At 71.0% G+C, this 13498-nt stretch carries 17 protein-coding genes; 12 read left to right on the top strand and 5 right to left on the bottom strand.

Annotated features, from left to right (window positions below):
* The 10 genes from VGD44_RS02115 to VGD44_RS02070 form a co-directional block, all read left to right on the top strand.
* Positions 1 to 338 (top strand): hypothetical protein (locus VGD44_RS02115; RefSeq protein WP_331083386.1); only part of this gene is annotated, 338 nt, incomplete at its 5' end.
* Between the two features lie 33 nt (positions 339 to 371).
* Complete coding sequence (locus tag VGD44_RS02110) at positions 372 to 1478, top strand: hypothetical protein (RefSeq protein ID WP_331083384.1); 1107 nt, start codon at positions 372 to 374, stop codon at positions 1476 to 1478.
* Between the two features lie 25 nt (positions 1479 to 1503).
* Positions 1504 to 2331, top strand: coding sequence for a hypothetical protein (locus tag VGD44_RS02105; RefSeq protein ID WP_331083382.1), 828 nt, complete (start codon positions 1504 to 1506; stop codon positions 2329 to 2331).
* 7 nt (positions 2332 to 2338) lie between these two features.
* A complete protein-coding gene (locus VGD44_RS02100; RefSeq protein WP_331083380.1) occupies positions 2339 to 3355 on the top strand; it encodes a DUF4438 domain-containing protein in 1017 nt (338 codons plus the stop codon).
* Positions 3352 to 4305 (top strand): hypothetical protein, encoded by a 954-nt coding sequence (locus VGD44_RS02095; RefSeq protein ID WP_331083378.1) that lies wholly within the window; start codon positions 3352 to 3354, stop codon positions 4303 to 4305. The genes VGD44_RS02100 and VGD44_RS02095 overlap by 4 nt, the downstream gene beginning before the upstream one ends.
* 10 nt (positions 4306 to 4315) lie before the next feature.
* Positions 4316 to 4753 (top strand): hypothetical protein, encoded by a 438-nt coding sequence (locus VGD44_RS02090; protein WP_331083376.1) that lies wholly within the window; start codon positions 4316 to 4318, stop codon positions 4751 to 4753.
* 3 nt (positions 4754 to 4756) lie between these two features.
* Complete coding sequence (locus VGD44_RS02085; protein ID WP_331083374.1) at positions 4757 to 5614, top strand: trypsin-like serine peptidase; 858 nt, start codon at positions 4757 to 4759, stop codon at positions 5612 to 5614.
* Positions 5615 to 5730: 116 nt separating this feature from the next.
* Positions 5731 to 6534, top strand: a complete 804-nt coding sequence (locus tag VGD44_RS02080) for a methyltransferase domain-containing protein (RefSeq protein WP_331083372.1) — start codon at positions 5731 to 5733, stop codon at positions 6532 to 6534.
* A complete protein-coding gene (locus VGD44_RS02075) occupies positions 6527 to 7042 on the top strand; it encodes a LuxR C-terminal-related transcriptional regulator (RefSeq protein ID WP_331083370.1) in 516 nt (171 codons plus the stop codon). The genes VGD44_RS02080 and VGD44_RS02075 overlap by 8 nt, the downstream gene beginning before the upstream one ends.
* 82 nt (positions 7043 to 7124) lie before the next feature.
* Positions 7125 to 7334, top strand: a complete 210-nt coding sequence (locus tag VGD44_RS02070; RefSeq protein WP_331083368.1) for a dodecin — start codon at positions 7125 to 7127, stop codon at positions 7332 to 7334.
* 133 nt (positions 7335 to 7467) lie between these two features.
* On the opposite strand, the gene VGD44_RS02065 is transcribed toward VGD44_RS02070, so the two are convergent.
* Positions 7468 to 7935 (bottom strand): helix-turn-helix domain-containing protein, encoded by a 468-nt coding sequence (locus VGD44_RS02065; protein WP_331083366.1) that lies wholly within the window; start codon positions 7933 to 7935, stop codon positions 7468 to 7470.
* A gap of 30 nt (positions 7936 to 7965) precedes the next feature.
* Between VGD44_RS02065 and VGD44_RS02060 the strand changes: the two genes are divergently transcribed.
* Both VGD44_RS02060 and VGD44_RS02055 read left to right on the top strand, forming a co-directional pair.
* Positions 7966 to 8337 carry a nuclear transport factor 2 family protein gene (locus VGD44_RS02060; protein WP_331083364.1) on the top strand — a complete coding sequence of 124 codons (372 nt, stop codon included), beginning with the start codon at positions 7966 to 7968 and terminating at the stop codon, positions 8335 to 8337.
* Positions 8338 to 8342: 5 nt separating this feature from the next.
* Positions 8343 to 9368 (top strand): zinc-dependent alcohol dehydrogenase, encoded by a 1026-nt coding sequence (locus VGD44_RS02055; RefSeq protein ID WP_331083362.1) that lies wholly within the window; start codon positions 8343 to 8345, stop codon positions 9366 to 9368.
* 98 nt (positions 9369 to 9466) lie between these two features.
* Here the strand turns inward: VGD44_RS02055 and VGD44_RS02050 are convergent, their stop codons facing one another.
* The 4 genes from VGD44_RS02050 to VGD44_RS02035 are packed head-to-tail and all read right to left on the bottom strand — an operon-like array spanning position 9467 to position 13491.
* Complete coding sequence (locus tag VGD44_RS02050) at positions 9467 to 10225, bottom strand: amino acid ABC transporter ATP-binding protein (RefSeq protein ID WP_331083360.1); 759 nt, start codon at positions 10223 to 10225, stop codon at positions 9467 to 9469.
* The gene (locus VGD44_RS02045; protein WP_331083358.1) at positions 10222 to 11295 is read right to left on the bottom strand and encodes an amino acid ABC transporter permease; all 1074 of its coding nucleotides are present in this window, start codon (positions 11293 to 11295) and stop codon (positions 10222 to 10224) included. Before VGD44_RS02045 ends, VGD44_RS02050 begins: the two co-directional genes overlap by 4 nt.
* Position 11296: 1 nt before the next feature.
* Complete coding sequence (locus VGD44_RS02040; RefSeq protein ID WP_331083356.1) at positions 11297 to 12463, bottom strand: ABC transporter permease subunit; 1167 nt, start codon at positions 12461 to 12463, stop codon at positions 11297 to 11299.
* A complete protein-coding gene (locus tag VGD44_RS02035; protein WP_331083354.1) occupies positions 12463 to 13491 on the bottom strand; it encodes a transporter substrate-binding domain-containing protein in 1029 nt (342 codons plus the stop codon). The genes VGD44_RS02040 and VGD44_RS02035 overlap by 1 nt, the downstream gene beginning before the upstream one ends.
* Between the last annotated feature and the right edge of the window lie 7 nt (positions 13492 to 13498).

Below are 13498 nucleotides of genomic sequence, written 5' to 3'. Positions count from 1 at the left end.
CGCCCGCTGCGGCGGCCCCGGCGGCGGTTCCGGCCCCGACCGGCGCCGCCCCGGCCACGGCCACCGCCGCGGGTGTAGACGAGCTGTCGCTGCTGACGTGGCTCTTCATCCTGCCGAGCGATGCGCAGGAGGGCGTGCTGCGGTTCTTCCGGGCGAACCGTCTCGCGACGGTGAAGGAGCTGTTCGCCTTCATCGACAACGATACGCAGAAGAACAAGGTCGGACGGCCGCAGCGGCTGCTGGACCGCCTGAACGCGGCAGGCAGCGCCCCGCTTCCGACGATCGAAAGCCTCAGCGAATTCTTCGCGGGCGCCGCCATCGTGAACAAGCGCAGCTAGCGCTCGGACGCAGACAGTCAGGAAGGTGCGATCATGGCTTACGAGAATGTGGAAGTCATCAAGCGGCTGTTCCAGCGTCTGTTCCGGGACGAGTTCCCGAACCTGGCGCCCGCTGAACGCCAGGCGTTCGAGGCGCAGCTCGAGGGACGCATCGAGGGACTGCTGCGCGGCGCGGCCGGCGACGGCAAGCCGACAGACTTCGCCGGGATCATCGGCCTGGGCCCCGAGGGGGTGCAGCCCTTCGAGGACATCAACTACCCGCGCATCAAGCCGGATTTCGACGACTCGGTCATCCCGACCCAACTGCATGCGGTCGCCGAGCTCTATTACATCTGGCAGCACGAGCAGATGAAGATCTTCCAGGTCATCGATGTCCTGCGCAGGCTCTTCCAGCTGGGCCAGCTGCGCATCCAGCGCGGCCCCGGCGCTCGCGGGCTCTATATCCTCGAGAAGTGGAAACCCCTCCGCTACAGCCGCCGCGACCGGATGATCGCCTACCGGCGCGCCTTCAACTACGGCACGACGCCGGCTCCGGCGGGCGCGGTGGTCAACAACAACTTCCACTTCCAGCTCGTCGCCTTCATGTCGGCGTTCGCGCAGTACTTCCGCGACCTGATGATCAGCGAGGTGATCAAGGGCGGGGTGGCGCTCAGCGAGCGGCCGTTCGGCAGCGCCGCGACCATCCAGCGGCTGGGCCTGGACCTGCGCTATGCGCTGGATCGCGCGAGCTACGGCAATATCCTGGCGCTGACCACCGAGACGGGCCAGTACCTGCGCGAGATCCTGGAGCTCCTGGACACGCCCGACATCAAGCGCTCGTTCGACGCCAACACGAAGTGGGACGTCGTCGAACAGGTCAGCCAGCGCCATCTGGGCGGCCAGGCCGAGCTTTCGCAGCGGGCCAAGATGGCCGAGAGCGGCCGCCGCGCGCTGGAGTACATCGCCGCGAACGACTTCTCGACGACCCTGGACATCAGCGTGTTCCACGCCGAGGGCAAGGCGCTGGCGCAGCACGCCGAAGCGTGGATCGCCGCCTACCGGATGACGGCCGAGGGCCGCCGCTTCCCGGGCGTCGAGCGGCAGCTCCGCTGGGCGCTGGGCGTCGGCGAACGGACGGCGCGGCAACGGCTGACGGCCTAACCCCTGGGCGTAAGGGCCTGCCGCCATGGCGAACCTGTCGTCGGTCGAGATCCGCCTGGGCGGGCAGACGCCGGCCTGCGTCCTGGACGCGGAGCTGGCGCTCAGCCCCTTCGGCCTGCTGCTGGCGCTCCGGCTGGCGCAGGAGTGGCGGGTCTGGCTGGCGCGCAGCCTCTGGCCGCTGATCGACAGCTACCGGCTCTTCGATACCCAGCCGCACCTGGTCATGGAGCCCGACGAGCCTGACGACGACGTCGTCGAGCCGCTGCTGGCCGCGCTGGGCGACTGGCACCAGGCCTGGCTGGGCGCGCGGATCAACGGGCGCTTCCATTGGATCGGCGACCACCGCCACGAGAGCGACCTGCCAGAGGACGCCGACGAGTTCCTGCCCCAGCGGTTCGAGATGATGGCGCAGGCGCTGATCGGCGACGAGGGCGGCGACGCCTGGTCGTGGCGGCGGACCTGCGGCTTCGAGGCCCTGGCGCTGGCGGGCGCGCTCAGTTCCCGGCCCACGATGATCCTGACGACCCTGAAGCCCGGCGAGCGCGAGCCGCGCCTGGCCTCGCTGTGGCAGGAGCGGGCCTATGGGCCCTGTCGATCGCTGGGCCAGAACGGCGGCGAGTCGCCCGTCACGTTGCCGCCCTGGGTGAAGATCGGCCTGCCGCCGCTGCTCTGCGACGAGCTCACCCTCTGCGCTGTCCATGTGGCCGCGCCGCGGGCGGCGGTGCTGCCGTACGTGCTGGCCGGCGACGACCTCTGGGCCTCGGAGAGCGGGGAGGGGCTCCTGGGCGGCATGGCGGGCGAGGGGCCCGATCCCTGGGCCGGCGCGACGCTGGCCTGGCACGCCGTGAGGTGAGGGACCCATGCGCGACAGCCTGGCCCTCGCCCTGAACCCGCCGGCCGACGAGCCGCGGATGAACCGGCCCGAGCTGGTGATGATCACCGTCATGGGCACGGCGTGCGCGCCCCTGTCGGGCGAGAACCCCTACCGCATCGGCCAGGACGGGACGCCGCGCATCCTGCCGGGCACCGGCGGCATCGTCCCCAGCCACCGGGTGGGCGACCCCTGCGTGCGCCTGCAGGCCGATCACGTGGAGCCCGGCGTCTCGATCCGCCACGAGCCGCGCATCCGCGGCGGCGACGGGGCCAACCAGGCGCTGCAGACCTATTCCTGCGTCGGCAACTGGGCCGTGGTGATGAATGGCGCCTGCAAGGGCGCCCGCGGCGTGGTGACGGGCAAGCACGGCGGCGTCGACACGGTGCTCGTCGACTTCCCCACCGACGTGATGCTGAAGATGGCGCTGGGCGACCGGATCCAGGTCTACGCCTATGGCCTGGGGCTGAAGCTCGTGGACCACCCCCAGGTGGAGGTGCTGAACGCCTCGCCGCGGCTGATCGCCCGCTGGGGCCTGACCCACGGCCGCGGCCCGCTGATCGCGCCGGTCACCCACGTCGTGCCGGCCAAGATCATGGGCTCAGGCCTGGGCCGCAACACCGTGTTGCGCGGCGACTACGACATCCAGCTCTTCGACCAGGAGGTGGCCCGACGCTACGGGCTGAACAGCCTGCGGTTCGGCGACATGGTGGCGATCGAGAACGCCGACAACCGCTTCGGGCGCAGCTATTCGGCCGACCACGTGTCGATCGGCGTGATCATCCATTCCGACAGCACCGTCGCCGGCCACGGCCCGGGCGTCGTGACCCTGCTGACCGGCCGGCGCGAGCATCTGCGCTACCGCCGCGACGGCAACGCCAACCTCGCGCAACTCCTGGACATCCGCGCGCCGGCGCGGCCGCGGCCGCAGCCGCCGATCTCGGTGCGGGCCCGCCGTCCCGCGCCCGTCCCCCGCATCCCCGTCCTCGAAAGGAGCCGCCGATGACGCGCCTTCTGACCAGCACCGGACACTCGGCCGTGCACGGCCTGGCGATGCGCACGGGATGCCGCTGCCCGGATTGTGGCCGCGGGCCGCGCCGGTTCGAAGCCTTCGACACCGACGGTTTCGAAGACGCCTCTTTCGACGAGGAGGCTTTCCTCGCCGACCTTTTCAATGAGGACGCCGACTATGCGGCTCGCCGACGGCAGGCGCGTCCCGCGCGGCGCGCGCCACGGACACCCCCGCCCCCGCGCAGAGTCGCGCCGAGCAGGCTCCCCGCCATCACGGGGCCGGCCCGCCGGCCACCGGCGCGTGGCGGCCGTCGGCGCAAGTCACTGCCGCGCCACCGACGGATGACCACGCCGCAGCGGCGCGCGGCGCGCGGCATGCTGCGGTCGCTCGGCTGGACCGGATGGCGGCAGGGGCGCGGCGGCGGCCCCGTGACGATGCAGGACCTCGTCGCCTTCAGCGCCGCCGGCGGCGTGGTTCAGACGCGGGGCGCCACGCAGCCCGGGCGGCCCTCGGACGAGCCACGCCTCGCGCTGACTCCGCGCGGGCGGGAGATGCTGCAGAGAGACCCGCGCTACCGCCGCCTGGCGCCGATGTTCGCGACGGGGGGCCAGCGGCTGTACCACATCGCCGAGCCGACGGCGGCGCCGGACCATCGCTCGCACTATGTCGGAACGACCGGGCAGTCGGCCGGGCTCCGGCTCCTGGAGCACCTGCGTTTCCCCAACCGGGATCGCGTGCATCCGGAACTCGTGGCCGCGGCGCGCGCCGGGACACTGAATCGGCTGCACGTCCAGCAGGGCCAGGTCACCTCGGCCGCCGGTCAGGTCAGCATGACCCACGGCGCCGAGGTGGTCCTGCAGAACCTGCAGCGCTCCGACTGGAACGATCCCCGCAAGCACGGCTTTGAAGACCCCTTCGACGAAGCCCTCGAATTCGATTGGTGAGGAGGTTGCGATGGCACATGGCATGACCGCGGTCCGCCAGGACCCGTTCGCCCGGCTCGACGCCTGGGTGCTGGAGGAGCTCGACGCACTGGGAAAACCGCGAATCCGCACGCCCGAGGCCGCCAAGCGGCGGGCCGAGCCCGAGGCCGAGGCCGTGCGCTTCGATGCGCTCGACGAGGGGCCGCTGCCGATCGACGAGGGCCAGTTCGTGCAGCGGGTCACCGAATGGCTGCAGGGCCGGCCGAACGCCGACCTGATCCTGGAGGAGATCTGGCGCAACGTCGTGACGCCCGAGTCCCTGGAGGACCTGGGCGAAGACGACCTGGGCGACGAGGACCCGGTCCTGCGCGCCGACGACGCCGACGGCGACGAGGCCCTTGCCGAGGCCGAGCCGCCCGAAGGTCCCGCCGACGCCGCCGACGAGGCGCCGCCCGCCTCCCAGGCCTGAGCCATGTCGGGCCCCGACGTTCCGGTCTTCCTCGACCGGCTGACCGATGCTGCGGACTATGCGGTCATCGGGCCGGTCGACGGCCGCCGCAAGGTGGTGGCGACGCGCCAGCCGCCGTTCGCCGCGGTCTGCCACCTGGAGCGCGACTTCGGCGACGGGCGGTGGGTGGGCTGCACGGGCTTCCTGATCTCGCCGCGGATGATCCTCACCGCCGGCCACTGCGTCTTCAGTCCGGTGCGCCGGATCGTGGGCCGTCAGGCCACGCCACTGCGGATCCGGGTGACGGCCGGCCGTGCGGGCGGGCGACGACCCTTCGGGGTCGCGAACGGCGAGCGCTGGTGGGCGCACCAGCGCTACGTCCGCTCGGCCAGCCGGCCGTTCGACATCGGGCTGATCCGCCTCAGCCAGCCGGTCGCCGGGCCCGAGCCCCTGCGGCTGCACGCGCCCACCTGCGCCGAGCTCGGCCGCATCCGCCAGAGCCGCCTGCTGCACATCTCGGGCTACCCCGGCGACAAGCGGCGCGGCACACAGTGGACGCACGAGGAGCGGCTCGACCGGTTCACCGGACGCGACCTCTTCTACAGCGTCGACACCTGCCCCGGACACAGCGGGGCGCCAGTCTGGGTAGAGCGCTGGACCGGTGGGAGGCGCATCGTCGTAGGCGTCCATACGGCCGGGCCCAGGCCCCACGCAAACGGCCCCTGGGGCTGCCGCGCCGGCACGCCGATGGCGCCGCAAGGCCATGTAAATCGGGGGGTTCGTATGACTCCGGACCTGCTGGCGGCGGTGCAATTGCTGTGCGCCGGGGCGCAATCCCCGGTGTTCGTTCAGGTGGGCCGCCACGTAGAGAAGATTAGGTAAAATTCAACGACCGACGTTCATCTTTCGGTTGAGTATCGCGGTTTGCGAGCGCTAGATGGAGATCAACTAAGGGTGGGAATGTAAGCCACGCCTCACAGGTTCATGCGGGAGGACCGATGTCCGCCTTCCGACCAGTCGCGCGCCGCGAGCTGCAGGCTGCGCCTGGCGCGAATACCAGTATCGAGGCCCCGACGTATGGGCGCGAATTGGCGCAGGCCTACGACGCGGTCATGGCCGAAGCGGCCTGGCCGTCGCTGTCACGAGGCCTTGCGCGGGCGCTGAGCCGCGCGCCTGTCGCAGCCGCCGCCGACATCGGCTGCGGGTCGGGCCGGGTGCTGCAGTGGCTGGCGGCGCGGGGCCATTCGCCCCTGTTCGGCGTCGACCGATCGGCCGCGATGCTCCACCTATCCGGGCGCCGGCTGGATCGCCGCCGCGTGCGGCTGATGCAGCAGGACATCCGCGCGCTGGCGCTGCCGCAGCCCGTCGAGCTGATCACCTGCACCTTCGCCACGCTGAACTACCTGGTCGACGACGCTGCGTTGGCCCGCGCGCTGGCGGCCGTGGCGCGCAACCTGCGGCCGGGCGGCCTGTTCGTGGCCGACTACATCCCCTGGCTGGACGACCAGGCCCCGCCCAGCACGCACCACCAGCTGGTGAGCGCCCGTGGCCGCCGCTCGGCCTGGCGCACCCGGCTGGACCCGCAGCGCGGCCTCAGCGAGACGCGCATCGCGTTCCAGGGCGGCGTCGTCGAGCGCCACGTCCAGCGGCACCGGCGACCGGCGGAGATGAAGGCGGCGCTCGCGGCGGCGGGCCTCACACCGGTCAGCGCCTTCGCCCTCGGACCGGGCGGGCCCTCGCCCTGGCGGATGCTGGTCGCCCGCCGCGACGCGGGCCGGCGAGGGGATGTGCGGCATGGCTGACGCCGAGACCCTCGCCCTGGAATGGGCCGCCAGGGAGGTGGCGGCGGCCGGCGAGCTGCAGCGCCTGCTGGCCGAAGGCCGCACCTTCGCTGTCGAGGACGAGCGCTTCGTCCTGGTGGACGAGACCCGCTGGCAGAGCCTGGACGCGCGCGCAGGCCTGCGCGGCCGCGCCTGTGGGTCGATGGTGGTGGGCGGCGCCCGCTACGTCGTTCTGAGCGCCTCGCCGGCCGTGCCGCGGGCTGCGCCCGGCGCCCTCAGCGAGGTCCTGACCCGCCGCGAGGTGGAGATCGCCTGGCGCATCGCCGCCGGGGACAGCAACAAGGACATCGGCCGCTCGCTCGGCATCAGTCATTTCACGGTCCGCGAGCACGTGCGCCGGATCTGCCACAAGCTGGGCGTCCGCTCGCGTTCCTGCGTGGCCGCCGCCGTAGGCTCGGAGGCCTTCGCTCCGCGGGCCCGCCGCGCGCTGCCGGCCTTCCTGGACGGCGCGCCCGGCCTCGACGGCTAGCGCAGCGAGGACCCACCGCTTCCTCCCAGCCCCGTTTCGGGGCAGAACACCCGGGTCGGAGCGGGACCTGGGAGGATCAGTCATGACCGACCACATCTACAAGGTCGTGGAACTCGTGGGATCGTCGCCGGCCTCGATCGAGGACGCGATCCAGTCGGCGCTGGCGCGCGCCGGGGAGACGCTGCGCAACATCCGCTGGTTCCAGGTGACCGAGACCCGCGGCGTGGTCGATCAGGGCAAGGTCGCCTTCTACCAGGTCACCCTGAAGGTCGGCTTCACGCTCGACGGCTAGCGGTCGGTCCAGCTCGACCACTCTCGGCTTTTCGAACCGCCATGCGCCTTCGCCGTGCGAGTGAACTCCAGGCGGCGAAGGGCCCGGCGGGCAGACCGCCGACGATTACACGTCAGTACGATTGACATAAAGCCTATGCGCGCCGTGCGACCGCGGCCATCACGGCGGACCAGGCCAGCTGGGCGCCTTCGCCGGCCTCGGCGAACGCCGCGGCCATGACGGACCGTTCACGAGCGGAGGCTTCGCGCTCGGTCGTCCTGCCGAGCTCGGTCAGGTGGAGGGACTTGAACCGGTGGCGGGTGGGATCGCGACTGACCGCGACATAGCCGCCATCCAGCAGCTGTTTCATCGGGCGGTGCATCGCCTGTTTGCTGACGCCGAGATTGGCCAGCAGCTCACCAACCGTGACCCCGTCGCGTCGCGCGATGACGAACAGGATGCGGTGATGGACTCGCGACAGCCCGTGGCTGGCGAGGAATTCGTCCGCTTCCCGGGTCATGCCTTTAAGGCCGAAGAACATCAGCTCCAGCGCGTCGTCCAAGGGCTCCAGCTTTTTCAGGTCAAGTCTATTGACTCGTGACATGGTCGGCGCGACGGTCATGGGGATTGCTCGCTGAGAGGGATGGAAGCCATGACGGAGGAAGAGGCGCTCGCCTTTGCAGACACCTGGGCAGCCCACTGGAACAACGTGGATGTGGATGCTGTCGTGGCGCACTTCGCCGAGGAAAGCGAGATGCGAAGCCCGCTCGCGGCCAAGCTGACCGGCAAGCCAAACGTAGTGGGCCGTGAGGCCATACGGCAATACTGGAACACGGCCTATGCGGCGGTGGTCTCGCCGCAGCTCGAGCTGGAATCGGCCTCCTGGGACGGACGTCTCGGAAGGCTCACCGTCTGGTGGCGCGCGGACCTCCCGACCGGCATCACCCGGGCGAGCGAGTCGATGGACTTCGGACCGGACGGGCTGATCACGCGAAGTGAAGCCTATTACGGCGCCCGCATATGAGGGCGATGATCTTCACGGGGAAGCACGCGCTGCAGTGGCGCGAGGCGGCCGACCCGGTCATCTCGGATGATCGCCAGGCGATCGTCCGGCCCATCGCAGCCACCACGTGCGATCTGGACCATCGGATCATTGGCGGGTTCACGCCCTTCGAGCCGCCGTTCGCGATCGGGCACGAGGCCGTGGCCGAGGTGGTTGAGGTGGGCGGCGCCGTCAGGTCGGTCGCGCGCGGCGATGTCGTGGTCGTCCCCTGGCACATCTGCTGCGGAGAGTGCGGCCGCTGTCGCGCAGGCCTGACGGCGAGCTGCGAGACGGCGCCCCGAGACGCCTGCTTTGGCGTTCCGGTCGGCGGGCACTGGGGCGGCCTGTTTTCCGATCTCGTCCTCGTACCCTTCGCCGACGCCATGCTGGTCCCAGTGCCCAAGGGGCTGGATCCGGTTTCTGCCGCGAGCGTCAGCGACAACCTCACGGACGCCTGGATCGCCGTCAGCAAGGGGCTCGCGAAGCACCCGGGTGCGCAGGTCCTGGTGCACGGCGGGGTCGGAAGCCTGGGGTGTTACGCCGTCGATCTGGCCCTGGCCGCCGGCGCCGAGAGCGTGGACTATGTCGACTCCGATCCCGGCCGCCGGGCCGTCGCCAAGGCCCTCGGCGCGACGGTCCACGAGGTCCTGACGGGGGCGTTCGCCTCGCGATTCCCCGTGGTGATCTCGGCGACCCGGAATCCCGACGAATTCAGAGAGGCGATCCGCTCGCTGGCCCCCGGCGGCCACGTGTCGGGACTGGCGATCTACTTCCAGGATACGCCGATGCCCCTTTGGGAGATGTACCTCCGCGACGTCAGCTTCTCGACGGGGAGACCCAGCGTGCGTCCGCACATTCCCAAGGTCCTGGAGATGGTTCGATGCGGCCACCTCCATCCGGAGAAGGTGGTCAGCAAGATCATCGAGTGGGATGTCGCGCCGGAGGCTCTCGTCGAGCCGTCTCTGAAGCCCGTGGTCGTGCGGCCAGCGCTTTACGCCACGGAGCCGGTTTGAGTTGAGCCACATGCGGTAAGAGCAGCCCCTGAGGCGCGCGGGAGGGGTGTCGTTCAGCGCATGGCGCATGGCCGACGTTGGATCTCGCCAGCTCGGGCTCAGTGCAGGAGCTGACCTAGGAAGGCCCGGGTGCGTTCGTGCTGCGGACGGTCGAAGAAGTCCGTCGGCGTCGCGGCCTCGACGACCTGACCCTGGTCCATGAAGACGACGCGGTCGGCGACCTGCCGCGCGAAGCCCATCTCGTGGGTCACCGCCAGCATGGTCATGCCTTCGCGCGCCAGGTCGATCATGGTGTCGAGCACCTCCTTGACCATCTCGGGGTCCAGGGCCGAAGTCGGCTCGTCGAACAGCATGATCTTCGGCCGCATGCACAGCGCGCGAGCGATGGCCACGCGCTGCTGCTGGCCGCCCGAAAGCTGGGCGGGATGCTTGTGCGCCTGATCCGCCACCCGCACGCGAGCCAGCAGCGACAGGGCGAGCGCCTCCGCCTCGGGGAGACTGGCGACGCCGGACTGCACCGGGGCCAGCGTGCAGTTCTGCAGCACCGTCAGGTGCGGGAAGAGGTTGAAGCCCTGGAACACCATGCCCGCCTTGCGGCGAATGGCCTGCAGCCGCCGCGGGTCGGCGGTGGCCTCCTCGCCGTCCACGGTCACGGTTCCGGCCTGATGGCGCTCCAGCTGGTTGACGCAGCGGATGAGCGTCGACTTGCCCGAGCCGGAGGGGCCGCAGATGACAATGCGCTCCCCGGGGGCCACGGAAAGGTCCACGCCGCGCAGGGCGTGGAAGTCGCCGTACCACTTGTGCAGGCCGTGGAGGGCGACGGCGGGACGGTCGGGGGACGTGGCAGGCGTGGTCATGCAGGGGTCCGGGTGTGACGTTCCAAGCCGCTGGCGAAGCGGCCGAAGCCGAAGCAGAGGGCGAAGTAGATGGCGGCGATGAAGAGGTAGGTCTCCATGGCTGGCGAGCTCCATTCGGGGTCGGCGAGCGCGGCCCTGCCGGAGCTGATCAGGTCGAAGAGGCCCACCACCAGCACCAGGCTGGTGTTCTTGATCATGACGATGATGGTGTTGGTGAGGCTGGGGATCACAAGGGCGAGCGCCTGCGGCAGGACGACGAGGCGCTGGGCCTGCCAGTAGCCGAGGCCGAGCGCCTGTGCGGCCTCCGTCTGGCCGGGCGGGAGGGCCTGCAGCCCGCCGCGGACGACCTCCGCCAGATAGGCGGCCGCGAACAGGAGCAGCGCGATCATCGCCCGGAAGAACTTGTCGGGCAGCAGCCATTCCGGGACCAGCAGCGGCAGCAGGATCGAGGCGATGAACAGGATGCTGAGCAGCGGCAGCGCCCGGGTGAGCTCGATGAAGAGCGTGCAGAGGATGCGGATCGCCGGCAGGTCGCTGCGCCGGCCGAGCGCGAGCAGGATCGCCAGCGGGAACGCCGCGCCGACGGCGGTGACCGTGAGGATCAGGGTCACCGGCAGGCCACCCCACATGGTGGTCGCCACATAGGAAAGTCCGGCAAGGCCGCCGAACATGAGCAGGAACACCCCGGGCAGGGCGAGGGCCCAGATGAAGGCGAGCCGCGGGCGCCAGGCCGCAGGGCGCAGCGAGTGGATGAGGAGCGCCAAGAGCGCTGCAGAGACCAGCATGGGCCGCCAGCGTTCCTCGATGGGGTAGATGCCGAAGAGGATCTGCCCGCCCTTGGCGACCACGAAGCTCCAGCAGGCCCCTTGCGCGTCGCGGCAGGCGGCCGGCTCCGCCGGAAGCAGCACGGCGTCGAGAATGGCCCAGCGGATCAGCGGTGCGGCCGCCGAGGCGATGGCCCAGAGGACCAGCAGGGTCAGGAGCGCGTTGAGCGGGCTGCCGAACAGCCCGCTCAGGAGGCGCGCGGCGCGCGGCGGGGTCCGGGGCGGGGCGAGGCCGGCGTCGGCCATCTCAGCGCCGCCCCGGCTGGACGCGCCGGTTCAGGAGGTTGAGGCCGGCGGCCAGCGCTAGGTTGATGGTCATGTAGACCGCCACGATGATCAGCGTGCCCTCGAGCGGCTGGTTGGTGCGGTTGATCACCGTCCCCATGACGGTCATGAACTCGGAATAGCCGATGGCGATGGCCAGCGTGCTGTTCTTGACCGTGTTGATGTACTGGCTGGTCATCGGGGGCGTGATCACCCGCAGCGTCTGGGGCGCCACCACGCGGCGCAGGATCTGGCCTTCGGTGAGGCCGAGCGCGCGGCCCGCCTCCCACTGGCCGCGCGGCACGGCCTGGATGCCCGAGCGCACGATCTCGGCGATGAAGCCCGCCGTGTAGAGGGTCAGGCCGAAGAAGACGGTGGCGAACTCCGGCGTGAGGCGCGCGCCGCCCACCAGGTCGTCGCCCTCCGCGCGGGGTAGCTCGATCGTCCAGCCGCCCAGGGCCACGGCGCCCGCCCAGGCGACCGCCACGACGGCCAGGGCCACGCGCCCGTAGGGCGGCCCCTTGCCGCCCCGCTGCGTTGCGCGTCGCGCGGCCGCCGCCGCGAGCGCGAGGAGAGCGACCGAGGCGGCGAGACCCAGCGCGAGGCCGCCGGGCGGCAGGGCCGTGAACAGTCTTGGGACTGCAACCCCGCGGATCGAGGCGAGCACGCCGGGCAGCAGCTCGGCCGCGCCCCCCACCGGCATGGCCTGGCTCCAGAAGGCGTAGAGGAAGATCAGCAGCAGGACCGGCGGGATGTTGCGGACGGCTTCCACCCAGGCCCCGGCGAGCGCAGCCAGCAGCGGGTTCGGGCTGAGCCGCGCCACGCCGAGGAGGGCGCCGACGACGGTGGCCGCCAGGCAGACGAGCAGGGACAGGAAGAGGGTGTTGGTCACACCGACGGCGATGGCGCGCAGGTAGCCGTCGTCCGGCGCGAACGGGATGACCGTGTCGGCGATCTTGAAGCCGGCGCGGTCGCCCAGGAATTCGAAGCCCACGGGGATGCCCCGCAGTTGCAGGTTCGAGATGGTGGTGACCACCACCAGCAGGACGAAGGCTGCGACCAGGGTCACCGCTGCGGACTGCGCGGCCAGGGCCCCGAAGGCGACGGGCTCCCGGGTCGCGCGCGGCGGGGCGAGGGCCTGTCCGCTCATCAGACGTCCCAGGGGAAGGGGAAGAGCAGGCCGCCGTCCTTGTAGGACCGGTTCAGCCGGCGGTCGGCTTTGATGCGCGTGGCTCCGCCCAGGTTCCGCTCCCAGATCTCGCCGTAGTTCCCCACCTGCTTGATGACGTTGTAGGCCCACCGTTGGTCGAGGCCGATGGCGCGGCCGAAGGCGGGGTCGGCCCCCAGCACCCGGCGGACCTCGGCGGGGCCGCCTCGCAACTGCTCGTCCACATTGGCCTGGGTGACGCCGTTCTGCTCGGCCCAGATCAGGAGGTTCACCGTCCAGCGCACCACGTCGAACCAGCGGTCGTCGCCGCGGGCGATGGCGACGCCCTGCGGCAGCAGGTGGTCGAGGTAGAGGAGCGTGTGCTCCGACGGGTTGCGGGCCACCGTCGCCACCTGGCTCGCGCCGAGGAATCCGTCCGTCACATAGACGTCGCAGCGGCCCGAGAAGTAGGCGTCGCGGGCGGTGATGGTGGAGTCGAAGTAGACCCGTTCGAAGCGGATGCCCTCGTGCGCCTCGACGCGGGTGAGCGTGTTGTCCGCCGAGCTCCCGCCGCTCTGCAGGCAGACTGTGCGCCCGTTCAGGCCCTTGGGCGTCGCGGCCCCGAGGCGTTTGCGGAAGATCAGCACGTCGGTGTCGAACTGGGTGACCGCCACGAACCGGATCGCCATGTCGCGGGTGAAGGTCACCGTGGTGGTGCGCTGCAGGACGTCGATCTCGCCCGTCTGCACGGCCGGCAAGCGCTGGGCGGCGTTGAGGGGGATGAAGCGGATCTTCTTCGCATCCCCCAGCAGGGCCGCGGCGAAGGCGCGGCAGACGTCGACGTCGAAGCCCCGCCACACCCCTCTCTCGTCCGGACGGGAGAGGCCGGTGATGCCCTGGCTCGCGCCGCAGGTGACGTAGTCGCGCTTCACCATGCGCGGGATCGCGCCGCGCTCGGCCTTGGGGGGCGGCGCGCAGGCGGCCAGCGCGAGCGCCGCGCTCGCTGCCGCCAGTCTCCCAAGGCCCAGCATCCTCACC

Origin of the sequence: Phenylobacterium sp. (assembly GCF_036402295.1) — a bacterium.
Lineage (GTDB): Bacteria > Pseudomonadota > Alphaproteobacteria > Caulobacterales > Caulobacteraceae > Phenylobacterium.
Note: the sequence above shows the minus strand (reverse complement) of the source record. Positions and strands in the feature narration are given on the sequence as shown.